At 36.9% G+C, this 23,660-nt stretch carries 22 protein-coding genes; 14 read left to right on the forward strand and 8 right to left on the reverse strand.

Going from position 1 to position 23,660, the window contains the following annotated elements:
* Together H7254_RS20405 and gldN are read left to right on the forward strand one after the other, a co-directional pair.
* Nucleotides 1–338, forward strand: a 338-nt coding sequence (locus tag H7254_RS20405) for a GldM family protein (RefSeq protein ID WP_301934731.1), incomplete at its 5' end; no start/stop codon positions are given.
* Nucleotides 339–350: 12 nt separating this feature from the next.
* On the forward strand, nt 351–1,391 hold the full coding sequence (gene gldN / locus H7254_RS20410) for a gliding motility protein GldN (RefSeq protein ID WP_301934732.1): 1,041 nt from the start codon (nt 351–353) through the stop codon (nt 1,389–1,391).
* A gap of 291 nt (nt 1,392–1,682) precedes the next feature.
* Here gldN and uvrC read toward each other — a convergent pair whose 3' ends face one another.
* The 6 genes from uvrC to gpmI form a co-directional block, all read right to left on the reverse strand.
* Complete coding sequence (uvrC, locus tag H7254_RS20415; protein ID WP_301934733.1) at nt 1,683–3,503, reverse strand: excinuclease ABC subunit UvrC; 1,821 nt, start codon at nt 3,501–3,503, stop codon at nt 1,683–1,685.
* 40 nt (nt 3,504–3,543) lie between these two features.
* Nucleotides 3,544–4,146 (reverse strand): hypothetical protein, encoded by a 603-nt coding sequence (locus tag H7254_RS20420; protein WP_301934734.1) that lies wholly within the window; start codon nt 4,144–4,146, stop codon nt 3,544–3,546.
* Between the two features lie 138 nt (nt 4,147–4,284).
* Nucleotides 4,285–5,862 carry a hypothetical protein gene (locus H7254_RS20425; RefSeq protein WP_301934735.1) on the reverse strand — a complete coding sequence of 526 codons (1,578 nt, stop codon included), beginning with the start codon at nt 5,860–5,862 and terminating at the stop codon, nt 4,285–4,287.
* A gap of 49 nt (nt 5,863–5,911) precedes the next feature.
* Entirely contained in the window at nt 5,912–6,499 is a 588-nt protein-coding gene (locus tag H7254_RS20430) for an RNA polymerase sigma factor (protein ID WP_301922220.1), read from the reverse strand.
* A gap of 367 nt (nt 6,500–6,866) precedes the next feature.
* Nucleotides 6,867–6,995: a heme-binding domain-containing protein gene (locus H7254_RS21590; protein WP_367875470.1), complete on the reverse strand. Its 129-nt coding sequence runs from the start codon at nt 6,993–6,995 to the stop codon at nt 6,867–6,869.
* Nucleotides 6,996–7,239: 244 nt separating this feature from the next.
* Nucleotides 7,240–8,757 (reverse strand): 2,3-bisphosphoglycerate-independent phosphoglycerate mutase, encoded by a 1,518-nt coding sequence (gpmI, locus tag H7254_RS20435; protein ID WP_301934736.1) that lies wholly within the window; start codon nt 8,755–8,757, stop codon nt 7,240–7,242.
* Between the two features lie 130 nt (nt 8,758–8,887).
* Here gpmI and H7254_RS20440 point away from each other — a divergent pair, with 130 nt between their 5' ends.
* The 5 genes from H7254_RS20440 to H7254_RS20460 all read left to right on the forward strand — a co-directional run bounded on the left by H7254_RS20440 (nt 8,888) and on the right by H7254_RS20460 (nt 12,515).
* On the forward strand, nt 8,888–9,274 hold the full coding sequence (locus H7254_RS20440; protein WP_301934737.1) for a DUF4783 domain-containing protein: 387 nt from the start codon (nt 8,888–8,890) through the stop codon (nt 9,272–9,274).
* 87 nt (nt 9,275–9,361) lie between these two features.
* On the forward strand, nt 9,362–10,231 hold the full coding sequence (gene nadC, locus H7254_RS20445) for a carboxylating nicotinate-nucleotide diphosphorylase (RefSeq protein WP_301934738.1): 870 nt from the start codon (nt 9,362–9,364) through the stop codon (nt 10,229–10,231).
* Between the two features lie 47 nt (nt 10,232–10,278).
* The gene (locus H7254_RS20450) at nt 10,279–10,626 is read left to right on the forward strand and encodes a translation initiation factor (RefSeq protein ID WP_301934739.1); all 348 of its coding nucleotides are present in this window, start codon (nt 10,279–10,281) and stop codon (nt 10,624–10,626) included.
* Between the two features lie 321 nt (nt 10,627–10,947).
* Nucleotides 10,948–11,334, forward strand: a complete 387-nt coding sequence (gene apaG / locus H7254_RS20455) for a Co2+/Mg2+ efflux protein ApaG (RefSeq protein ID WP_301922215.1) — start codon at nt 10,948–10,950, stop codon at nt 11,332–11,334.
* A 74-nt stretch (nt 11,335–11,408) separates the two neighbouring features.
* Nucleotides 11,409–12,515 (forward strand): acyl-CoA desaturase, encoded by a 1,107-nt coding sequence (locus H7254_RS20460; RefSeq protein ID WP_301934740.1) that lies wholly within the window; start codon nt 11,409–11,411, stop codon nt 12,513–12,515.
* A 2-nt stretch (nt 12,516–12,517) separates the two neighbouring features.
* On the opposite strand, the gene H7254_RS20465 is transcribed toward H7254_RS20460, so the two are convergent.
* Nucleotides 12,518–13,528: a hypothetical protein gene (locus H7254_RS20465; protein WP_301934741.1), complete on the reverse strand. Its 1,011-nt coding sequence runs from the start codon at nt 13,526–13,528 to the stop codon at nt 12,518–12,520.
* 85 nt (nt 13,529–13,613) lie between these two features.
* On the opposite strand from H7254_RS20465, the gene H7254_RS20470 reads away from it, so the two are divergent.
* Nucleotides 13,614–15,296 carry an NAD+ synthase gene (locus H7254_RS20470; protein WP_301934742.1) on the forward strand — a complete coding sequence of 561 codons (1,683 nt, stop codon included), beginning with the start codon at nt 13,614–13,616 and terminating at the stop codon, nt 15,294–15,296.
* A 13-nt stretch (nt 15,297–15,309) separates the two neighbouring features.
* On the opposite strand, the gene H7254_RS20475 is transcribed toward H7254_RS20470, so the two are convergent.
* The gene (locus tag H7254_RS20475; RefSeq protein ID WP_301934743.1) at nt 15,310–15,645 is read right to left on the reverse strand and encodes a YbjQ family protein; all 336 of its coding nucleotides are present in this window, start codon (nt 15,643–15,645) and stop codon (nt 15,310–15,312) included.
* Between the two features lie 248 nt (nt 15,646–15,893).
* Between H7254_RS20475 and H7254_RS20480 the strand changes: the two genes are divergently transcribed.
* From H7254_RS20480 to H7254_RS20505, 6 genes are all read left to right on the forward strand, one after another.
* Nucleotides 15,894–16,895: a MoxR family ATPase gene (locus H7254_RS20480; RefSeq protein WP_301934744.1), complete on the forward strand. Its 1,002-nt coding sequence runs from the start codon at nt 15,894–15,896 to the stop codon at nt 16,893–16,895.
* A gap of 120 nt (nt 16,896–17,015) precedes the next feature.
* A complete protein-coding gene (locus H7254_RS20485; RefSeq protein ID WP_301934745.1) occupies nt 17,016–17,960 on the forward strand; it encodes a DUF58 domain-containing protein in 945 nt (314 codons plus the stop codon).
* A 42-nt stretch (nt 17,961–18,002) separates the two neighbouring features.
* The gene (locus H7254_RS20490) at nt 18,003–18,923 is read left to right on the forward strand and encodes a hypothetical protein (RefSeq protein ID WP_301934746.1); all 921 of its coding nucleotides are present in this window, start codon (nt 18,003–18,005) and stop codon (nt 18,921–18,923) included.
* A gap of 14 nt (nt 18,924–18,937) precedes the next feature.
* Entirely contained in the window at nt 18,938–19,942 is a 1,005-nt protein-coding gene (locus H7254_RS20495) for a VWA domain-containing protein (RefSeq protein ID WP_301934747.1), read from the forward strand.
* Nucleotides 19,943–20,082: 140 nt separating this feature from the next.
* Entirely contained in the window at nt 20,083–21,630 is a 1,548-nt protein-coding gene (locus H7254_RS20500; protein WP_301934748.1) for a helicase HerA-like domain-containing protein, read from the forward strand.
* Between the two features lie 74 nt (nt 21,631–21,704).
* Nucleotides 21,705–23,630, forward strand: a complete 1,926-nt coding sequence (locus H7254_RS20505; protein ID WP_301934749.1) for an LTA synthase family protein — start codon at nt 21,705–21,707, stop codon at nt 23,628–23,630.
* Nucleotides 23,631–23,660 lie beyond the last annotated feature (30 nt).

The following is a 23,660-nucleotide window of genomic DNA, read 5'->3' on the forward strand; positions in this document are numbered from 1 at the left end:
CTATTCCAGATCCAATAGGGATGGTGGGCCCAAGCAAAGGTGGAAAAATGCCATCAAATGTTTTCAAGGCGCAGGATTTTATACGTGCAGAATTATTGGGATTTGATTTCGATGCCAGGTTTAATGTTACCAGTGCCACTGTTTATTTTGCAGGTGCAGGCTTTTCAAATAGCGGCAGTATTCAAACAGCTACCATTACCAGTGGCAGCCTGGCTCCTATAAAAAGTAAAATTGATTTATGTAAGCCGGGATCCACTGTAACTTTTGATGAATTAAAAGTGGTTGGTCCTGATGGCCATACAAGAACAATACCGCCTGTTTCTTTTGTGTTATACTAAAATATCGTAAATATGAAAAAGTATCTTATTAAATTTTTCTGTCTGACAGTTGTACTGACCCTTATTTTTTCAGTAGCAGATGCTCAGAAAACACAGAAAAAGCGTGCCGCTACCAAGCGAGGCAATACCACTACCAAAAAAACAACCAAGGGTAAAACCAAGGCTAATATTAAGTCGGGTGGCCAGGTTGATTCCGTGGCAGCAATTGTAGCTGTGCCGGTAGAGCCAAAAATTGATAGTTTACCCATTACAAAAGTAAAGAAGTCTTTACGCCAGGATGAAGCGGTAGAAACAAAAGATATTATGGATAGAACTCCCTTGGATTATGAACATTTAAGGGCAGATGATGCAGTTTACCGGCATAAAATATGGAGAGAAATTGATACAAGAGAAAAAGTAAATCTCCCTTTCCGTTACTCTGCAGATGAAAATAATGGCAACCAGCGTTTTATAAGTATTTTATTAAAAGCCATACAGGACAGTGCAGTTACAGTTTTTGACCCGATTGATGACCGGTTTACAACTCCATTGACTATTTCGCAGGTGGCTAAAGGTCTTGGTGGTGGTGGAGATTCTGTTCCACATTATGACAAAAATGGTTTGGTAGATCGGATAGATTATAAATCAAGGGAAATTAACCTGGACTCGATTTATAAATTCAGAATAAAAGAAGAAGTAATTTTTGACAAGGAAAGTTCAAGATTATTTTGGCGTATTTTAGGTATTGCCCCTGTTAGAAATGTATACAGTACTACGGGAGAATACCAGGGGGTGAGTGAAGTTTTCTGGGTTTATTACCCGGATATGCGTCCGATTTTTGCAAAGTATCAAACTTACAATGGTAAAAATTTTGGAGCGAGGATGAGCTGGGAGGAATTATTTGAGACAAGGATGTTTAGTGGTCGAATCATTAAAAGCACCATGGATAATCCCTTTGATCTTCCTATTGCTGCAACTCCAGGTTTAAAAGATAATGGCGTGTTCCAGTTGCTGGCCGGCGAAAAAATTAAAGAGAAAATTTTTACCTACGAGCAGGATTTGTGGAGTTATTAATATTAAAAAATAATTATTTTAAAACCCCTTCTTAGAAGGGGTTTTTTTATGTCTAAGCCCTTTCATCTGCTTAAACAGGTATAAGAAGTAACCACTTTAAAGCAAACCCCATTAATTCTCATTTTACCTTATGAAGAAAAACATGCCGTTTACGCAATCAAATAGGCCATTTATAAAATAGCTTCTTTTGGAAATAGGTTAAGAAAAATACTTCTCTATCTTTAATTTGGTTTTTCATAGGATATTGGATTTTAAACGGGGCTGGATTTTTATCCTGGCCCTCTTTTTATGCTATCCCGATGGAGTAGCTGAAGGGTTGAAAAAATCGGTAATTATCTTTGCTTTAGACCTGCCGATTACTTCCGTCAGTTCTTCAACTGTTTTTTCCTTAATATTTTTTACAGACTTATACTTTTTTAGTAGTGAGTCAATTGTTGCTTTGCCAATACCTTCTACCTTTTCCAGTTCATTTTTAAAACTGCCTTTACTTCGTTGATTTCGATGAAAAGTAATGCCAAACCGGTGAACTTCATCCCGGATTCTTCTTATCAGTTGCAGGCTTTCGCTATCCCAGGGCAATTTTAAAGACTCTGTATCACCGCTAAAAAAAAGCTCCTCCTCATTTTTTGCCAAACCTACGAGTGTTACTTTACCCGTCAAATCCAGCTTTTTAATGCTTTCCATTGCGGCACTCAATTGACCTTTGCCGCCGTCGATAATTATCAATTGCGGTAAAGTCTTTTGTTCTTCTTTCAACCTTTTATAACGGCGGTAAACTACTTCTGCCATTGTAGCAAAATCATTAATTCCGACAACGGTTTTTACATTAAATCTTCTATATTCATTTTTATCTGGCTGTCCGTTTTTAAAACTTACCATCGCAGATACCGGGTAACTTCCCTGAAAATTAGAATTATCAAAACATTCAATGTTAATTGGCAGTTCTTTCAAGTGAAGATCTTTTTGCAACTGAATCAATACGTTGGTTACCTCAAAAGCTGTTTTATCTTCCAATAATAACATTTTCTTTTTCCTAAGCTCTTCTTTAAAATAGTTTACATTTTTTTCAGAAAGGTCAAGCAGTTTTTTCTTATCACCACCTCTTGGAACGGTGCAAATAATATCCAGCTGCGGATAATTAATGGTAAAGGGTACAATAATCTCTTTTGCCTCGCTGTTGAAAGTTTCTCTTAATTGCGCAATAGCAAAACTTAATACTTCTTCTGCATTTTCATCCAGCTTCTTTTTTAATGTAATTGTTTTAGTTTGTACAATGCTGCCATTGCTTACAGCCAGATAATTAACGTAAGCAGTATCGCCTTCTTCAAATATGCTAAATACATCCACTGTTCCGGTGCGTTCATTTACCACGGTAGAACTTGCCTTATATTGTTGCAGATGTTCCAGTTTCTTTTTTATTAATCCTGCTTTTTCAAATTGAAGTTGCATAACTTTTTCCTGCATATCTGTTTTAAACTGTTGTATCACCGGCGAAAGATTTCCTTTTAAAATGTTTTTCAACTGCTGTAAACCTTCGTCATAATCCTGTAAAGACTGCAATGCTTCGCAGGGACCTTTACAATTACCCAAATGAAATTCAAGGCAAACCTTGAATTTCTTTTTTTCGATGTTAGCTGCGGTAAGGTTGAGTTTGCACGTTCTTAGCTGAACGTTTTGCTTAATGAAATCAAGCAGCTCCCTTACTTTACCAACAGAGGTGTAAGGCCCAAGATATTGAGAACCATCATTTATTTTTCGCCGGGTAAAAAATACTCTTGGAAATGGCTCATTTTTTATTACGATGTAGGGATAAGATTTATCATCTTTTAAGTTGATATTGAATAAAGGCTGAAATTTTTTGATTAAGGAATTCTCCAGTAAAAATGCATCCTGCTCACTATTTACAATGGTAAACTCAATTTTTCTGATGCGTTGAACCAACTCATGCGTTTTGTAATTGGTATAGGTTTTCGAAAAATAGGAACTTACTCTTTTGCGCAGGCTTTTTGCTTTACCCACATACAGTAATTCATTATTGCCATCATAATATTTGTAGATGCCCGGCTGCAAGGGAATGGTTGAAGCTAATACAGCAAATTCTTGTTGTGTCATTACTTATTTAGTCTGCGTAAGACAACTTTTTATTTATACATTATTCATTAAAATTCCAGATAAATTTTTCTGCTTTTAACAGGGCGGTGTTACCATTGGACATATTTATTATTGTATTAATGCTTGCCCATTTGTTGGTTTTCCATGTTAGTTGCCGGGTTACAATACCTTCCTTTTCTTTAAATTGTTTTACCAGGTATATTTTTGATATTTTGTCCGACTCAGGATCAATATAAATATCCCAATGCCTCAAGGAAATTGAATCGGGCAGTGTTGGTAAAGGATCATAGGTAAATGTTATGGCATTGATAGTTTGATCCTTAAAGGACGTTTCTTTAAAATAGTTTATAAGGTTGGTTTCTTTTATTTCAGGCGATAGAAAATCTTGTAGCAACGCAACCAGTTCACTTTTTTTAATCCATACAGAGTCTGTTTTATTGTTAATAACAGTAGTGTGCAATGGGGTAACAGGTAAAGAATCTAAAAGTAGTAACTGGCCCTTAATAAAAGAAGTTACCGGAAAAAATGAATCTTTTTTTGCTTCGGTATTTGTAGTAACAGAAGTGGTAACAGGCGTAGTATTGGTAGCAGTATTACAACCTGTTAAAAATATAAAAATTGCCGGCAAAAATGCTTTTTTCATTTGCCAAAATTAACTACAAAGATGGTGTAAAACAAAAACCGCAGAAGTGATTATTTTGCGGTTTTTGTTAAATATTTTGAAATGGATATTTACCCTAAAACATCCGGAATAAAAGGCGAATAAACAGTAGGAGATTATTTATTTTATCAGTTTTGTAATGCCAAATTTAAAACCATAATTGTTCAGCTTTTCCTGAATAATATATTGTTTGGTATTAGTAGTAAATAGTTGTGTACGAAATTGCGGTCCAAACTGAACCGTAAAACCGTTGTCTGTTTTATAACTCAAAAATGTTTCAAACCCGGCATTTAAGTTCCACCGGTTTAGCAATGAAGTTTCTTTTATAAAATTTCTTTTATCAGATGAAAGCAGGTAAGACTTACCTCCTATTACATAGGTAGGTTGTAAAGTTGCGCCAATATTCCATTGTAAGTTGTCATTGCCCGCAATTTTTACATCTGCACCCATTGGTAAAGAAATTTGAAAAGTTTCATTGTGCAATTTAATGGAAGTGATACCATCAAAATTAGAAAAAGAAGTTGACCTATATGCCGGATAAGGCTGACCTGTAAGCGGAGAAACAAATGTAATTGTAGTTGCTACAGGATGTGAATTTGTGTACGCTTCTGTATTATATTTGGTAAAATTTAATTGCAAACCTATTTTTATTTTAACCCTTTTTAACAAAGAATAGTTGATGCCAGTTCCAACTTCTAAACCATAAGATGGATGTTGTGTTATATCCTGATTAATATTATCCTGACCGGCGGAAACGGTATTTTTTAATTGCCTGTAAACAACTGAAGGAGTAAAGTATATTTGCCGGCCTAATTTACCCGCCCATTTTTTGGGTGCCGGCCTGTTGTATAATGCATAATTTTCTACCCATACTTTTTCTTCATCAGATAATACCAGTATATTATCTGTTTTTTCTAATGAAGCTGTTTTGGTGACAAATATTTTTTCATTTTGATAGTCAGTAGCGTTGTTTGAAACCTCATTCAAATCTTCTATTTTACTAATTTTTTCACCAATTGAATTTTCTATCGGGCTATTAGTTATTTGTTTTTTTGAATCAGGAACAGTTGAAGCAATCAAATCATTTTGATTAATACTAACCGGGGGCTGGTGAATCCGTCGTGTCGTAAATGCCACATCGTTTTTAATTGGTACAATTGATATGGATTCATTTCTTGCCAAAAATATTTGCTCTGCCAGGTTAAACTTATCTCCAGTATCTCTGGTAATTTTATTGTGATTGCCCGTTGAGAATTTATCAGAATACCATTGGCCACTAATTAAACCAGGATCCGCTGCAGGTAATAAAAGTGGTTCTTTTTTATTATTATTAAATAAATTATCTGAATTATTTAATGTAAAGTTTTCGGCAAATGGTACAGATTGTATTTGATTAAGCTGTTTAATTTTTAAAAAAGGGTTGTAAGGAGCAATAATAAAATTTGATGATGGTGTCTTGCTACTTATATGGGACGAAGAAACCTGGGGGTTAGTATTTTTAGTATTTGTATTAAAATATCCTGTCATTAAAAGGATGGCAATTAAAGTAATACTCGTTGCAACAGAGGGCCATTTTTTTGCTGGATGAATATTATTATAAATGCTGTGCCACACTCGTTTTTCAGGGTACATTTTAAATTCATCTGACCTATCCTTCAGCAGTCGTTCAAAGTTTTCAATATCTAAATTTCTGTCCATCGTTCGCGAAATTTCTGTTGGTTTTGGTAAAAAGCAATCGTTATTTTTATTACTTCGAAGCCACAGCACCGGGTAATACCACGGCGGTTTTATTTCGTGGTTTAAGTAAAATATTTTTCTTAATTAAAATGTCTTCCAGCATAGCCTTTGCCCTTGTATATTGTGAGCGGCTGGTACTTTCTTCAATATCCAGCATGTTACCTATTTCTTTATGCGAATAACCTTCAACCGCATAAAGGTTTAATACAGTGCGATAGCCAACGGGCAGTAACCTTATACATTCCACCACTTGTTTTGCCTGCATAATGGATGGAATGGTTTCTTCTCTTATACCAATTCCACTGGCACAATTAATATCTACACTATCAGAAAATTTTTTATTTTTTTTCAGGATGTTAATGCAGGTATGAACTACAATTCTTCTGATCCAGCCTTCAAGGGCTCCTTCATTTCTGTATTGATGAATCTGAGCAAATACTTTAATAAAACCTTCCTGAAGCATATCCTCTGCATCCTCCCTGTTTTTTGCAAAGCGATAACATACGCCCAGCATTTTAGGACTCAAACGCATATACAATGTTTCCTGTGCGGCTGCATTATTTTCAAGACATCCATTAAGCATGATCTCTTCTGTCATAATTTGTGCTTGGTTTAACACCTTAAATATAGACAATTTAAGCCTATGAGTTGCTGCTTTTGTAATAAAATAATCTCGCTTCCAAATAATATATTCAATATTTAAATTTCTCCATAGCGAGAATTGTTTTATTTCAACGACGGAGTTTTTTTACTAATTAAACTGTCAGGAGGGATTATTTGCTTTAATAATGGTTCTTACATCATCAGCCCATTTTCTTAAAGCCAGATTTTATCTGTTGTAAGCATAGCATTTTTGTGGATGATTTTATAGGAAGAAAGCAGCATTCTATCTTCTTTAGCCGCTGAATAATTTCATCCTGTATTTATACTGCCTCTCTATTCTTTTGGTAGCAAATTCTGAAAAATTAAGTTCTCTTTTTCCCTCGATTATATGACTGGTTAGTTAGCGGGCAATGGCTGTATTTTGAATACCCGGGATAAAAAGTGTTATTGCTGTGGCAGTCATAACAACTTATTTGTAAAATATGGTGAATGTCGCCTGCCCTGTATTCTTTTTCCCCATATCATCAACAAGTAAAACTATTGGAAATAGTAGTCTTTTTTGGGGATCAATGAATTGTCTAATACGCGGTATAACCAACAGAGTGGTATTACTTTTACTGTTTAAATGTATGTCTGATGAAAAAAAGGAAATTATTATAAATGTTAACTCTAAAAATAACAATAAACTTTACCCCTGCGATGAATAAATCAGTTCAGGCTAAAAACAAAAACAGGTTATCCAATTAAAATATTCCCAGTCATTTCTTTTGGTATTGGCAGGTTCAGCATTGATAAGATAGTAGGTGCTACATCTCCCAGTTTACCACTTTTTACGGTGCCTTTCCATTCATTGTCAATAATAAAAAATGGCACCAGGTTTAAAGAGTGCGCCGTGTTGGGCGTACCATCCTCATTAATTTCATAATCAGCATTGCCATGATCTGCCAGAAGAAAAACAGTGTAGTCACTGGCCAGGGCAGCAGCCACTACTTTATCTACACATGCATCTACCGTTTCCACTGCTTTTATAACGGCATTCCAAATACCTGTATGGCCCACCATATCTGCATTGGCAAAGTTTAAACAAATAAAGTCAGCTGTTTTATTTTCAATTTCCGGAATAATGGCTGTAGTAAGTTCGTATGCACTCATTTCGGGCTGTAAATCGTACGTAGCTACTTTGGGCGATGGAATCATAATTCTTTTTTCGCCGTCAAAAGGCACTTCTCTACCACCACTAAAAAAGAAAGAAACATGGGGATATTTTTCAGTTTCAGCAATGCGGATCTGTTTTTTTTTGTTTTGTGCTAAAATGTCTCCCAGCGTATTTTTAAGATCATCATTTTTAAAAACAACATGCACATTTTTAAAAGAATGATCATATTGTGTTAAAGTAGTATAATTCAAATCCAGCTTATGCATGCCAAATTCAGGCATATCTTTTTGAGTAAGCACTTCGGTTATTTCCCTGCAGCGGTCTGTTCTGAAATTAAAGCTGATAACAACATCACCTTCTTTAATTTTTGTATCTGCAACATTGCTGTTAATAATTGGTTTTATAAATTCATCTGTTATACCCTCTTCATACGATTTTTTGATGGCGCCTAAAACATCGTTGCTTGCAAACCCAATACCACGCACCATTGCGTCGTACGCCAGTTTAACCCTTTCCCATCTTTTATCCCGGTCCATTGCATAATACCTGCCGGTTACAGAAGCTATATGTCCTGTAGTGTTTTGCAAATGATTTTGCAGATCAGTTAAAAACTTCAAACCACTTTTCGGATCAGTATCCCTGCCATCAGTAAACGCATGCACCAATACATTTTGCAAGCCCTGCGCAGCACAAAGTGAAGCAAGCGCCTTAACATGGTTGATGTGAGAATGCACGCCGCCATCGCTCACCAGGCCCAGCAAATGCAATGTTTTATTATTTTTTTTAGCAAAGTCTATTGCATTCAATAAAGTTGGATTCTGTTGAAACTCACCACTGCGGATAGCTACATTTATTCTTTGCAGTTCCTGGTAAACAATTCTTCCTGCACCCAAGTTTAAATGACCAACCTCACTGTTGCCCATTTGGCCTTCGGGTAAACCAACTTCTTCACCGCAGGTAACCAAAGTAGCGTTTGGATATTTTTTATACAGGGAACTAACAAAAGGAGTTTGGGCATTTTGAATGGCATCACTGCTTTTTATTTTTCCAAGTCCCCATCCATCCATAATTATCAGTATTGCTTTTTTGTCTTTCATGGTGTAAAGTTAACTTCTTTGCAGCTTTTATAAAAAGCTTATTGTCCTTGTAGGAGAACACTTATCTTACCGCCGATAATAAATACAGGGCTGGCACGTTTTTAGCAAAATGACAAACTAAATTATCTTTATGAAGCGTTTTTTTACTATCGTATCCATATCGTTTGGATTCCTGTTAACTTCCTTTACAGTTAAGATAGGAATTGATGATGTGATAACAGCAATGAAATCAGGCAATGCATCGCAGGTAGCCAAGTATTTTGATAACAACGTAGAAATCACTATGCCTGATAAAAGCAACAGTTACAGTAAAAGCCAGGGAGAGCTGGTGCTGAAAGATTTTTTTACAACAAGTATGGTTAAAAGTTTTGATGTAATCCATAAAGGCGAAAATGCGGGCTCGCAATATTGCATTGGTAATTTGATTACAAAAGCAGGTACTTTTAGAACTACGATATATATGAAACAAAAAGGCGACCAGCAGGTGTTGCAGGAATTGCGTTTTGAAAATCATTGAAGCGGTTTATCGTTGCCAAAAAATTATTTTTTTATAGCCTGTAAGAGTTTTTCTTTTACGGGTTTTTTATTTTTTACATTTGCTGGTATGGAGTATAACGATCAGTTAAACCTGTTAATAAAAAATGCCCTGGCAGAAGATATAGGGGATGGCGACCATTCTACCTTATCAAGTATTGATGCAGGCGTGAAAGGTAAAGCTGTATTAAAAATAAAGGAAGATGGAATATTGGCAGGTATGGTGGTTGCTGAAAAAATATTTCGTTTTGTACAACCTGACATTGATTTTACAGCGCTCAAAAAAGATGGAGATGCCATGCAATTTGGTGAAGTGGCTTTTGAAGTGGAGGCAAGGGTACATACCATTTTAAAAACAGAACGATTGGTTTTAAATACCATGCAACGCATGAGCGGAATTGCCACGCTTACAAAATTGTACACCGATAAATTAAAGGGCTACACAACAAGGTTACTGGATACCAGGAAAACAACTCCCAATTTTCGATTGCTGGAAAAAGAAGCCGTGCGTATTGGTGGTGGGTTTAATCATCGTTTTGGTTTGTTTGATATGATTATGCTGAAAGACAATCACATTGATTATTGCGGCAGTATTGAAAAGGCAATTCACAAAGCATACGAGTATGTACAAACAGTAAAACCAGGATTAAAAATTGAAGTTGAAACAAGAACAATTGAGGATGTAAAAAGAGTAATGGCAATGGGTAAAATAAACAGAATAATGCTTGATAATTTTACACCTGCATTAATAACAGAAGCTCTAAAAATTATCAATAAACAATATGAAACCGAAGCCAGTGGCGGTATTAATCTAAATAATATTCAAAGCTATGCGGCAACGGGTGTTGATTTTATTTCAAGCGGTGCAGTTATTCACCAGGCAAAAAGTCTCGATTTGAGTTTAAAAGCTTTTCTTCCAGTTAAAGATGCCCGGATATAAAAAAGGCCTTCGCGGCAAAATCCATATCTGTACATAAAAAATTGCACATGGCACAAAAAAAAATAAATTCATTGGATGGATTGGTTTATTCAACGGATCCAAATTTTAAACCGGAACAGGAAAGCGTTGATGAAGAAATAACGTTGTTGCCTGCGCAGCAAAAACTTAAAGTGCGGCTGGATAAAAAACAGCGGGCTGGTAAAGCAGTTACACTGATTGAAGGCTTTACAGGAACAAATACAGACAGGGAAACCCTGGGTAAAAAATTAAAAACCTTTTGCGGAACAGGAGGAGCGGTAAAAGATGGAGAAATAATTGTTCAGGGTGATAACAGGGAAAAAGTGTTGCAATGGTTACAAAAGAACGGGTACACCAATGCTAAAAAAGCAGGCTGAGCAAAGCGATAATTTTGGCTACGTTTTGTCTTATCTGGCAACAATATTCAACGCTTACCGGGGCATTTTAACCAGTTCGATGATTACTGCGCCTGATCTCTGACTCCTTTCAATTCAGTCCTTCTTTGCAGGTTAAACACGCGGTAAGCCCTTTCAAACAGATACCAGAATATTTTCACAATGCCCGCTGGCCCAAAACGGTAATTTCTTAGGATGAACAATGGCGGGTTGAAACCGGGATGATAGTATTAACAGATTATCTGTTATAATTTACAACAATGGGTTAATTTTTAAGCTATTTTTACATAAAGCACCGATTCAATGATCTCAAAAATATCAGCAGGAATTACGGTGAGCGTTGAAACATTTTTCCAGCCGGAGTATAGTAACCCGTCAGAAAGCGAATATATGTTTGCTTACCGTATTACCATTAAGAATAACAATACCTATGCAGTAAAATTATTACGCAGGCACTGGTATATTTATGATACCACCGGAAGCCTTCGGGAAGTAGAAGGAGAGGGCGTTGTAGGAATTCAGCCACAGATAAACCCAGATGAAGAATACCAATATATCAGCGGCTGTAACCTGCGCACAGAAATGGGTAAAATGTATGGCACTTATTTAATGGAAGACCTTAACAGCAACAAACAATTTGATGTTATCATACCTGCTTTTGAAATGACGGTGCCGTTTAAAATGAACTAGATTACATTTTACAATTTTACATTCACTATATTTAGCTAGCTTATAGAGTTAAAATTTGAACACTACTATCCATTATGGCAAAAATAACTTTCGACAACCGAAACAATCAGTTCTACCTGAGTTTGAAAACTGCTGTTGACCAATATTTCGAAACGAAACGTATAAAAAAAACCGGCGACTGGCGGTTATACATTAAAACAATCACTTTAATCGGAGCAGCCATTGCTATTTATAGCAGTCTTATGTTTTTCTCCATTAGTACATTGCCCGCTTTACTACTCTGCGGTTTGCTTGGTTATATATTTGCCTGCATCGGCTTTAGTGTAATGCACGATGCCAATCATGGTAGCTACAGCACTAAGCCATGGTTAAATGATGCGATGGGTTTAACGGCCAATGCACTGGGTGCCAGCTCATTTTTCTGGAAACAAAAACATAATATTATACACCATACCTACACCAATGTAGACGGTATTGATGATGATATTGCCAAGAGCCCGATCATTCGTCAATGCGAATCGCAGAAATGGGTTCCTGCACATAAAATTCAACATCTTTATCTGTTACCTATCTACGCATTGTCGTCTATTTTTTGGTTATTTTTTATGGATTTTACCAAATATTTTACCCGTAAAATTTACACTACCGAGGCATGGAAACTCAATACAAAAAATCATGTTATTTTTTGGGGAACCAAAATTTTATACTTCACATTTTACATGATCATTCCCGCTATGGTATGGGGTTTTGGCCCATGGCTGTTGGGCTTTATGGTATTGCATGCAGTAATGGGCGTAACCTTATCACTGGTATTTCAATTGGCACATGTTGTAGAAAATACAGAGTTTGAAACGGTAGCGCTTGATGAAACAAAACACATTGAATCCGCCTGGGCAGAGCATGAAGTAAGAACAAGTTCTAATTTCGCAATGGGTAACCCGGTAATTTCCTGGTTTGTAGGCGGGTTAAATTTTCAGATTGAACATCACCTGTTTCCAAGGGTAAGCCATGTTCATTATCCTGCGATTAGTAAAATTGTAATGGAAAAATGTAAAGAATTTAATCTTCCTTATAATAAGTATGATACCATGTTTGGAGCTGTGGCTTCGCATTTCAGGGTGATGAAAACGCTTGGCCAAAAGCCAGTTGCCATTAAAAGGCAGCAGGCGCAGGCAGCTTAACATTAGGGTTTATACTTCACTTCCTGAAAAATAATTTCACTATCTGTATTCATTAATTGCTGCAAAGTGGTTACGGGTTTTTTCTGTATATATTTTTTAACAACCTGCCATCCCACAAAAGAACCAATATTTCCGGGAGCACCTTCGCCCAGTTCCTGTGTTTTAGGTCCTTCATCAATGTAATTTTTCAGGATGTTTTTGTCTGTAACCTGCAACAAGGAATTCTTAATAAACAGATCCCAGATAACGGCTTCATGCGCATAACTGTCTTTCATCTGTTCAGAAGTAAATCCCATTAATTTATACTCATCTGTTTCCGGAAGCAGTTTGCTTAAAAGGTACAATCTCTTTCCTTTTTCTATCATTTCATGGATCAGTGGCTTATCATCCTCCTTTTCAGGATAAAGGTCATTCACAATATTTTTTATACAATTAATCACAATATAATCCGGCTCAAAACGCCGTGAAATGTATTGAGGATAAGTTTCCTGCACCAAGGTTGTTTTGTACAAAGGATTGTTTTTACCAAGATGCTGCTGCAGCCCTACAATCAATGCATCCTCTGCCAGAATATCCCCATAACCATCTGCGGGGCCGATATAGGTAATTATTTTAGTTGGAATACGATACGCTGGAAAATAAAATTTTACAAACTGCAAACCTCTTTTAATTTCTTCTTCATAAGGGCTAAAATTGCTGAATATCTTTTCTGCTGAATCGTACACAGGCCGGTACGCTTTTATAAAACCATTTACATAAGCAGCAGTAGTATCGGCGGGCCATGCAGGGTCTACCGTTAATATTTTACCCAGATAATTATCAACAAAGGCCGGGCTGTTGGTATTGATATGTTTCAGGTATGCAAACAGGTTGGAGGTAGTGGTATCAAAAATATCTTTTTCAAAACGTTCGGTAGTTATATTTATTTTAATGTTAGAAACATCAGGGATTTTGTTGGAAGAACAGGAAAATAAAAAAGCGCAAAGGGTAAATAAAGCAATGGATATTCTCATAGACAAAATGCTTTTGAAGTTTTAACTTTACAAAGAAAGGAATTCATTTATTAATATAAAGTTAAGCCCCTTTGAGGGTAAGCATATGAAAATATTTTTAGCACAACAGAACTATCATATTGGCAACTTTGCAGACAATACAAAAAAAATAATCGGCGCTATTGAAGAAGCTAAAATGCAAGGGGGCGATATCATTGTCTTCAGTGAGTTGTGCGTGTGCGGTTATCCCCCCCGTGATTTTTTAGAGTTTGATGATTTTATCAATAGATGCTGTGCAGCAGTAGAGGAGATAAAACAACATGCAGATACGATTGCTGTTGTGGTTGGGGCACCTGACAGAAATAAAATGGGTAAAGGGAAAGACCTTTTTAATGCCGCTTATTTTTTGTTTGAGAAAGAAGTGAAAAGCATTGTACATAAAACATGTTTGCCTACCTACGATGTGTTTGATGAAAACCGTTATTTTGAACCTGCTTACGAATGGAATGTAGTCAGATTTAAAGGAAAAAAACTTGCCATCACCATTTGTGAAGATATCTGGAACCTCGGTGATAATCCATTGTACCGTATATGCCCCATGGATGAATTAATGAAACAGCAACCAGATATGATGATCAATATTTCGGCTTCCCCATTTGATTATACCCATGCCGAAGATAGAAAATCTGTTGTAAAAGCTACTGTTGTAAAGTATCAGTTACCCATGTTTTATTGCAATGCTACGGGTAGCCAGACGGAGATTGTTTTTGATGGATCTTCACTGGCTTTTGACAAGCATGCCAATCTTTGCGGGCAGCTTCCTTCCTTTCAATCTGCTTTGCAGTCTTTTATATTAAAAGATGATGGAACTATTGAGGGACCTGTTATTCAGCCTGCCGGGCATGTACCGGATGATGTATCAAATCCACTTAGTTTACAGGAAAATTTAAACATCGAAAAAATTTATGCTGCCATTGTAATGAGCATAAAAGATTACTTTTTTAAAATGAGTTTTACAAAAGCCATCATTGGCAGCAGCGGCGGCATAGATAGCGCTGTTACCATTGCACTGGCCTGCGAAGCATTGGGTGCAAACAATGTAAAAGCGGTGCTGATGCCCTCTCAATATTCTACCGGTCATTCAGTAGACGATGCAGAAAAGCTTAGTAAAACATTGGGCAACCCGTATGAAATTATTCCTGTCAAAAATATTTATGATGCCTTTTTACTGGAGTTAAAACCCATTTTTAAAGACCTTCCTTTTGATGTTGCCGAAGAAAATATTCAGAGCCGCACCAGGGGAAATTTATTAATGGCCATTGCCAATAAATTCGGATATATTTTGTTAAACACTTCCAACAAAAGCGAACTGGCAACTGGCTACGGCACTTTATATGGCGACATGGCGGGTGGTATCGGTGTATTGGGAGATTGTTATAAGCTACAGGTATATTCATTGGCCAGGTACATCAATCGCAGCCGGGAAATTATCCCTCAGAATATCATTGATAAAGCGCCTTCGGCTGAATTAAGACCAGGGCAAAAAGATGCAGATTCATTGCCCGATTATGAAATATTAGACAAAATATTGTTTCAATATATTGAAAGAAGAATGGGTCCAAAAGAAATCAAAGCCCGGGGTTTTGATGCAGCACTCGTTGACAGGATTTTGAAAATGGTGAATATGAATGAATATAAGCGCAACCAGTTTTGTCCAATTATAAGAGTATCACCCAAAGCATTTGGTGTGGGAAGAAGAGTGCCGATTGTGGGAAAATACCTTAGTTAGTTTAAAATAAATTTTAGTTTATTTTTTCAACAATCACAGCAGTACCGTAAGCAAGCACTTCAGTAATTCCCTGCATTACTTCATTGGCATCGTACCGCATATTTATGATGGCATTGGCACCTCTTTCATTCGCATGCTGCACCATTAACTGGTAGGCTTCTTCTCTTGCCGTTTCACATAACTCAACATAAATAGATAGTTTACCGCCAAATAAAGATTGAACACCTCCGCCAATATTACCCAATATACTTCTGCTTCTAACAGTAATCCCTCTCACAATACCGAGGTGTTGGCTAATGTGGTATCCTTCCAGGTTATTGGCCGTGGTTATTAATTGTTGATCTGTCATCACCTAAAGTTTTCACTAAAGGTAAAGTCATTTTAACAGATTTTTTCTCTATTCCCTATTACGGCAAAATTTTTGTAAGTGCATTGTTCGTATTTTCGTTTGCAAACCCGGTAGAGACATTTAATTTAAACGGGCAGGCACAATGATTAACCATCAGTAAACATCAATTATAAATGTTTGCCTGCTGCAATAATAAAAATACTAATTTAAAAATACCGGAGTAATGACGGCCGGGGTAAATTTTTTTTATGCTACAAACAGCCGAAGACATCCGTTTGCTGAACGAAAAAATCAATGACGCAGCAGGGTTTGTAACCCGTATTAATGATGAGTTGGGTAAAGTAATTGTGGGCCAGCACGGCATGATAGAACGTCTGCTGATTGGCCTTTTAAGCAACGGTCACGTTTTGCTGGAAGGTGTTCCGGGCCTGGCAAAAACCCTGGCTATAAAGTCGCTGGCACAATCCATTAAAGCCAATTTTAGCCGCATACAGTTTACGCCCGATCTGTTGCCTGCAGATGTAGTTGGTACGATGATTTACAACCAGGGAAAGAATGAATTTTATGTGAGAAAGGGACCCATATTTTCCAATTTTATTTTAGCAGATGAAATAAACCGTGCCCCCGCAAAAGTGCAGAGTGCTTTACTTGAAGCAATGCAGGAACGGCAGGTAACTATCGGAGATACCTCCTATAAATTAGATGAACCTTTTTTAGTACTGGCAACACAAAATCCCATCGAACAGGAAGGTACTTACCCATTGCCTGAAGCACAAGTGGACAGGTTTATGTTAAAATTGGTGATTGATTATCCATCTAAAACAGAAGAGCAGATGATCATCCGCCAAAATACGCAGGAACTGTCTTTCAAAACCATTAACCAGGTAGCTTCAACACAGGAAATTTTAACTGCAAAAGAATTGGTAAGGCAAGTGTATCTGGATGAAAAAGTAGAGCATTATATTCTTGATATTGTTTTTGCTACCAGGTTCCCGGACAAGTATAACTTATCGAAACTAAAGCCTCTTATCAGTTTTGGAGGATCTCCGAGGGCGAGTATAAACCTGGCACTGGCCGCAAAAGCCTATGCATTTTTAAATAAAAGAGGGTATGTAATTCCGGAAGATGTAAGAAGTATTTGTAAAGATGTATTGCGCCATCGCATAGGTTTAACCTACGAAGCTGAAGCAGAAAATGTAAACGCAGAACAGGTGATCAATGAAATTTTAAGGGTGGTGAATGTGCCATAAATAGAGTTCCTTATCATCTTCTCAGACAAGGTTTTGAAAGCACTCAGAATCGCATAGAATTGTTAAATTTTCTTGCGCTTATTTTTTATTTTTAGTATTATAATTCATAAAGAAAAATTCTTGTTTAAAAAGAAAGTAACTATACAACCCGATTCTGTTTCTACTACTACCGATGTTGGAAGGATAGAAGATGGAGTACTTACTACGGCACAAATACTTCAAAAAGTAAAGGAACTTGAAATAAAAAGCAAGAAGATTACTACGCATTTATTTACAGGCGAATACCACTCTGCTTTTAAAGGAAAGGGAATGAGTTTTAGGGAAGTGCGGGAATATTATGCCGGCGATGATGTTCGATTTATTGACTGGAATGTGAGTGCAAGATTCAGTCACCCGTTTACAAAAGTTTTTGAAGAAGAAAGGGAACTGACGGTTTATTTGCTGGTAGATGTAAGTGCAAGCAATATGTTTGGTACGGTACAAAACAGGAAGAAAGATTTGATTACAGAAATTGGGGCTGTACTTGCTTTTAGTGCTATTAATAACAACGATAAAGTTGGGGCAATCTTCTTTAGTGATAAAATTGAGAAATACATTGCCCCTAAAAAAGGCAGAAAACATGCCCTGTATATTGTGAGGGAATTACTAACAGCCGAGCCTGTTGGACGAACTACCAAAATCGAAGAAGCCATCAGGTTTTTTAATAAAATAAGTGGCCGGAGAAGTATTGCTTTTTTGATGAGCGACTTTGTAGATGCCGTGTATGAGAATGACCTTAAAGTAATTGGTGGCCGGCATGATGTAATTGGATTGCGTATTTATGACAAAATGGATATGCAGTTGCCTGATGCTGGCTTGCTGCAAATTGAAGACCTGGAAACAGGTAAAAAGCAATGGATAGACAGCAGTGATAAAATGGTGCAGTATAATTACCAGCAGGCGTTTTTAAAGCAGAGTGAATTGAGTAAAAATTATTTTAGAAAAGCCGGGGCGGATTTATTACACATTCGTACAGATGAAGATTATGTAAAAGTGTTACAGAAATTTTTTATCAAAAGAAGCTAAGGTTGATTGATAAATTTATTATTGATAATGGTTATTAGAAAAATGCAGAAAATATTATTAACAGTTGCCACCAGTTGTCTTACTTTTCTGTTATCATCTGCGCAACCAGTTGTAAAAACAACCATTGATAAAAATGAAATTTTAATTGGTCAGCAATTTAAATTAAAAGTGCAGGCTACTTTTTCCGACGATGATTATTTTATTAAGTGGATAAACATACCTGATTCATTACAACACTTTGAACTGGTTGAAAAAAGTAAGATTGATTCCATCTTTACCAATCAAAAATTATCGGGCCTTTTACAAACATTTACATTAACCTCTTTTGATTCGGGGAAATGGATTTTTCCAGCTTTCAATATAAATTTTAATCTTGCAAAAGGGGATACTGCCATCAATTTATTTACCGATTCTGTACCGGTTATTGTTTCTTTTTCGATAGCCGATACTACCAGCACATTAAAAGATATCAAAGCTATTAAGGAAGTAGAAGTGTTCAATCCTTTTTGGTATTGGGTGGCAGGTGGCGGCCTGATGGTTTTATTATTGATACTGGTTTATTGGTGGTACAGGGTCAAAAAGAAAAATAAAAAGCCCGAACTTACCGTTTCCAAATTGTCTCCTTTTGAAGAAGCAATGGAAGCAATGAACACACTAAAAACTTTCAATTTATCTGTACCCAAAGACGTGCAGCAATATCACATAAAACTGATAGAAATTTACAGGAATTATTTATCCCGCAAAGAAGATAAAGATTACAGCAACAAAACAACAGGGGATATACTAATAGCCATAAAAACCAATTACAGTAGCAAAGAGGTACTTAATAAATCTGCTACCGCAATGCGTTTTAGCAATGCTGTAAAGTTTGCAAAATATATTCCACCTGTATCAGACAGTGAAGGCAACCAGCAATTAATAAAAGACGCCATTGGTTTAATCGAAACATCACCATCAAATTAAAAATTATACAACACTTGTTTTTTAACTATTTACATAATATTAGTTTTGCTGCCCCACAGTTTTTTTGGCTGGGTTTATTGGTTCCGTTAATGATTGTTTGGTATATAAAAAAAAATGCGGGTAGCCAGGCAGGCATGAAGGTTTCTTCCAGTAAAAATTTCGCTGGCTTAACTTCCTGGAAAAACAGTTTCAGGCACCTGCCTTTTTTGTTGCGACTGGTAAGTATAGCCTTTATTATTGCTGCATTGGCAAGGCCTCAAACAAAAACAGACGAGCAGCAGGCAGCAGGCGAAGGAGTAGATATTGTACTGGCTATTGATGTAAGTGGCAGTATGACCGCACAGGATTTTATACCCAACCGGATGGAAGCGGCAAAAAAAGTTGCACAGGAATTTATTGATCACCGGTTAACAGACCGTATTGCCGTTGTAATTTTTTCAGGAGAAAGTTTTACTCAATGCCCGCTTACAACTGACAGGGCTGTTTTGAAAGCTGCTGTGGATAATATCCGCAATGGCCTGCTGGAAGATGGTACCGCCATCGGCGACGGTTTGGCAACCAGTGTTGACAGATTGCGCAACAGTAAAACTAAAAGTAAAGTAGTCATTTTGTTAACTGATGGAGAAAACAATGGTGGCCTGATTGGACCCACCAATGCCAAAGAAATTGCGAAAGCATTTGGTGTTAAAGTGTACACCATCGGCGTGGGTACCGAAGGCTATGCACCTTTTCCGGTAAGGACAGAAATGGGCGTGGTGATGCAGCAGCAAAAAGTAACCATTGATGAAAAATTATTAAAAGAAATTGCCAGCGAAACCGGGGGCAAATACTTCAGGGCAAAAGACAATGCCGGGCTGGCAGATATTTACAAAGAGATTGACGGGTTAGAAAAATCGAAGGTTGAAATATCTACGCTTACGAGGTATACAGAAAAGTTTTTTCCTTTTGCAATAATTGCTTTTGGTTTACTGCTGCTGGAATTTTTACTGCGCTTTACGGTATTGAAAAAATTTCCATAGTTTTAGCCTTACCTGCCTAAATATATCAGGTGATGAAACGGGTAATTTGTATTCTGCTTTAATGGGTTTAACATGTAATGTTTTCTAAAAAAATGTTCAGTATTTCTGCGGCATTTGTATCTTTCCTAAAATTTTTATCCATGGCAAAAAAAGAAGATTTTATACAGGCAATAAAAGACGGGTATACTTTTAAAGGAGAGAATGTGAAAATTGGTGCGGCTGTTTTGGACGGAGAGGTAATTGCAGATGCGGGAATTTTTCTTCCCTTAAAAACAATGAACCGCCATGGATTAATTGCAGGAGCCACCGGAACGGGCAAAACAAAAACCCTGCAGATGATCAGCGAGTTTTTAAGCGATGCCAGCGTGCCGGTTTTACTGATGGATATCAAAGGCGATCTAAGTGGTATTGCCGCTGCTGGATCGGTAAATGATAAAGTGACTTACCGCTACCAAAAGTTAGATATGGAGTATAAGCCGGAGCAGTTTACGGCAGAGCTAATGACCTTAAGCGATCAAAAAGGGGTACGCTTAAAGGCAACTGTTAGTGAGTTTGGGCCAGTTTTATTAACAAAAATCCTGGGCCTCAACGATACCCAGGGTGGCGTAGTTGCGATGATTTTTAAATATTGTGATGATACCAAACTACCATTATTAGAGCTGAAAGATTTTATAAAAGTATTGCAATACATCGGCAACGAGGGAAAGCAAGAAATTGAAAAATCCTATGGCAAAATATCTACCACCAGTACCGGTACCATTTTACGCAAAGTGATAGAATTACAACAGCAGGGAGCAGATATTTTTTTCGGTGAAAAAAGTTTTGAGGTAGATGACCTGATGCGGATAGATGACAAGGGGCGTGGAATGATCAGTTTATTAAGAGTTGCCGATTTGCAGGACAGGCCAAAATTATTCTCCACTTTTATGTTGCAGATGCTGGCTGAATTATATGCAACCTGCCCGGAGGAAGGTGATTTGGATAAGCCCAAACTGGTATTGTTTATTGATGAAGCACACCTTGTTTTTCAGGAAGCAAGCGAAGCTTTAGTGCAACAAATTGAAACCATTGTAAAACTCATCCGCTCTAAAGGTATTGGCATTTTCTTTTGTACCCAAAACCCGATGGATGTGCCTGCCAGTGTATTGGCGCAGTTAGGACTAAAAATACAGCATGCCCTTCGTGCCTTTACGGCAGCAGATAGAAAAGTAATTAAACAAACAGCAGAGAACTATCCTGAAACAACTTTTTATAAAACGGACGACCTGATTACACAGTTGGGAATTGGCGAAGCATTGGTTACTATGTTAAATGAAAGAGGTATTCCAACGCCATTGGTGCATGTGATGCTTTGCTCGCCCAGGAGCAGGATGGATATTTTAACTGATGCTGAAATTGACAGCATTGTAAGCCATTCCAAACTGGCTGCCAAATACAATGAAGTTATAGACAGCCCAAGTGCCTATGAAATTTTAACGGCTAAATTACAGGAAGCTGCAGAAAAAACACAACAGGCTGCGGATGAAAAAAAATCTGGTAAAGAAGAAGAATCTACCTTTGAAAAAGTAGCTAATAACAGTATTGTAAAAAGCATGGTTCGTACTGCTGGTAATACCATTGTGCGCTCGCTGCTGGGTGCGCTGGGTATGGGTGGCAGATCATCCAGAAAAACTACCAATTGGTTTTAAGAATTAATTCTTTTGCTTAAAGACATTTACAAAATAACCTTCAGTAACATAAGTTCCTTTGCTAATTTTGCAGCATGAAAAAATGGGATGCCTTTTTTAAACAGCGTTTTGGTCCGCTTTTTTTGCTTGCTTTAATTATCTGTAGCATCAGTTTTATTACACGGCTTATTTTATTGATAAAAAGCTGGCAGGGTCTGGAATTTTCTGCATTGTATTTTTTGGGTATTTTTTTTATTGGCTTATTCTACGATTTAGTAGTAAGCTGTTTTTTTGCCATTCCCGTAGCTTTGTATTGCTGGCTTATAAATGATTCTTTCTTCCAAAAAAAATGGCAACGGATACCCCTTTTTCTGCTGTTTTTTATCCTCATTTTTATCATAGTATCTGTTGCAGGTAGCGAGATAGTTTTTTGGAATGAATTTAATGTGCGCTTTAATTTTATTGCAGTAGATTATCTGGTATATACCAATGAAGTGCTGGGTAATATTGAAGAGTCGTATAATATGCCATTGATTATTTCGGCTGTTATATTAATAACCTTGCTAATACTTTTTTTTGTAAGAAATTGGCTTACATTAGCACAGCAAAGCAGTATGCGTTTTGGCAAACGCACAGCAGGTTTTTTATTTTTTTTACTGTTCCCTCTGGCAGGATATTTTTTAGTAAACAACCACTTTAAAAACATCAGTAAAAATAATTATGTAAACGAATTAGGCGGTAATGGAATATATGAATTTGGAGCAGCCTTCTGGAACAATGAATTGGATTACAACCGCTTTTACCTCACCAACAATGATACCGCCAACATTAAAATATTGCGTACACAATTGCAAACTACTAATGCTGTTTTTACCAATGATCCACTAAGTGTTGATAGAGTAATACACAATGACAGTGCAGAAAAAAAGTGGAATGTTGTTTTAATAAGTGTTGAAAGTTTAAGTGCCGATTATCTGCAATACTTTGGTAGTAAAGATAACATCACACCTTACCTGGATTCGTTGATACCATATAGTTTATTTTTCAAAAATTTTTATGCCTCCGGCACCAGAACGGTGAGGGGTTTGGAAGCACTTTCATTGGGCATACCACCAACACCAGGTCAGTCCATTGTTCGACGGCCAAATAATGAAAATATGTTCACCATGGGCAGTGTGTTGAAGAGCAAAGGATACGATGTAAATTTTATTTATGGAGGCAACAGTTTTTTTGATAACATGGGATATTTTTTTAGCCACAATGGATATACAGTTTTAGATAAAAGTGACATTCCGGATAGTTTTGTTCACCATAGCACGGCCTGGGGTATTGATGATGAGGCAGCCTACAATTTTTGCATACAGCAATGCGACAAAAGTTATAAAAAGGGGAGTCTTTTTTTTAACCACCTAATGACCATCAGTAATCATCGTCCCTACACTTATCCCGAGGGAAGAATTGATATTCCATCAACTTCACAAACTGCACAGGGTGGTGTTAAATATACTGATTATGCCATTCATAAATTTTTAACAGATGCTTCTAAAAAGCCCTGGTTTAATAATACGGTTTTTGTAATTGTGGCCGATCATTGTTCACGCAGCGCAGGTAAAACAGATTTACCTGTAAACAGATATCATATTCCCTGTTTTATTCATGCACCCCAGTTAGTAAAGCCGGTTATTGAAGATAGGCTTGCCAGCCAGATTGATCTTGCGCCTACTTTATTAGGCATGATGAATATTAATTACACCAGTCGTTTTTTAGGTTTTGATTTATTTAGAACACCCGTTGAAAGAGACCGGGTTTTTATCAGCACCTATCAGGATATGGGGTTTATAAAAGACAATAAGCTGGTAATATTAGCGCCTCAAAAAAAGATTGCCATGTTTCAGCCAGATTTTTCCACTGGCAATGCCAGCCAGGTATCTCTTTCACCAGAACTTTGTAAAGAAGCCATTGCCTGGTATCAGGGAGCTGGTTTTTTGGTTAAATCAGGAAAATATCTTTTTAAAAAATAATTGCTGCAAATCTTTGATGTTAATAACTTA

It is taken from the genome of Ferruginibacter sp. (assembly GCF_014377975.1).
GTDB lineage: Bacteria > Bacteroidota > Bacteroidia > Chitinophagales > Chitinophagaceae > Ferruginibacter.

Coding starts and splice junctions, on each gene's coding strand:
- gpmI (WP_301934736.1), bottom strand. CDS start 8,757: ATGAAAGACAAAAAAGCAATACTGATAATTATGGATGGATGGGGACTT.
- H7254_RS20490 (WP_301934746.1), top strand. CDS start 18,003: ATGCAGAAAATATTATTAACAGTTGCCACCAGTTGTCTTACTTTTCTG.
- H7254_RS20465 (WP_301934741.1), bottom strand. CDS start 13,528: ATGAGAATATCCATTGCTTTATTTACCCTTTGCGCTTTTTTATTTTCC.
- H7254_RS20430 (WP_301922220.1), bottom strand. CDS start 6,499: ATGACAGAAGAGATCATGCTTAATGGATGTCTTGAAAATAATGCAGCC.
- H7254_RS20475 (WP_301934743.1), bottom strand. CDS start 15,645: ATGACAGATCAACAATTAATAACCACGGCCAATAACCTGGAAGGATAC.
- H7254_RS20470 (WP_301934742.1), top strand. CDS start 13,614: ATGAAAATATTTTTAGCACAACAGAACTATCATATTGGCAACTTTGCA.
- uvrC (WP_301934733.1), bottom strand. CDS start 3,503: ATGACACAACAAGAATTTGCTGTATTAGCTTCAACCATTCCCTTGCAG.
- H7254_RS20425 (WP_301934735.1), bottom strand. CDS start 5,862: ATGGACAGAAATTTAGATATTGAAAACTTTGAACGACTGCTGAAGGAT.
- H7254_RS20420 (WP_301934734.1), bottom strand. CDS start 4,146: ATGAAAAAAGCATTTTTGCCGGCAATTTTTATATTTTTAACAGGTTGT.
- nadC (WP_301934738.1), top strand. CDS start 9,362: ATGGAGTATAACGATCAGTTAAACCTGTTAATAAAAAATGCCCTGGCA.
- H7254_RS20500 (WP_301934748.1), top strand. CDS start 20,083: ATGGCAAAAAAAGAAGATTTTATACAGGCAATAAAAGACGGGTATACT.
- H7254_RS20480 (WP_301934744.1), top strand. CDS start 15,894: ATGCTACAAACAGCCGAAGACATCCGTTTGCTGAACGAAAAAATCAAT.
- apaG (WP_301922215.1), top strand. CDS start 10,948: ATGATCTCAAAAATATCAGCAGGAATTACGGTGAGCGTTGAAACATTT.
- H7254_RS20460 (WP_301934740.1), top strand. CDS start 11,409: ATGGCAAAAATAACTTTCGACAACCGAAACAATCAGTTCTACCTGAGT.
- H7254_RS20450 (WP_301934739.1), top strand. CDS start 10,279: ATGGCACAAAAAAAAATAAATTCATTGGATGGATTGGTTTATTCAACG.
- H7254_RS20505 (WP_301934749.1), top strand. CDS start 21,705: ATGAAAAAATGGGATGCCTTTTTTAAACAGCGTTTTGGTCCGCTTTTT.
- gldN (WP_301934732.1), top strand. CDS start 351: ATGAAAAAGTATCTTATTAAATTTTTCTGTCTGACAGTTGTACTGACC.
- H7254_RS20440 (WP_301934737.1), top strand. CDS start 8,888: ATGAAGCGTTTTTTTACTATCGTATCCATATCGTTTGGATTCCTGTTA.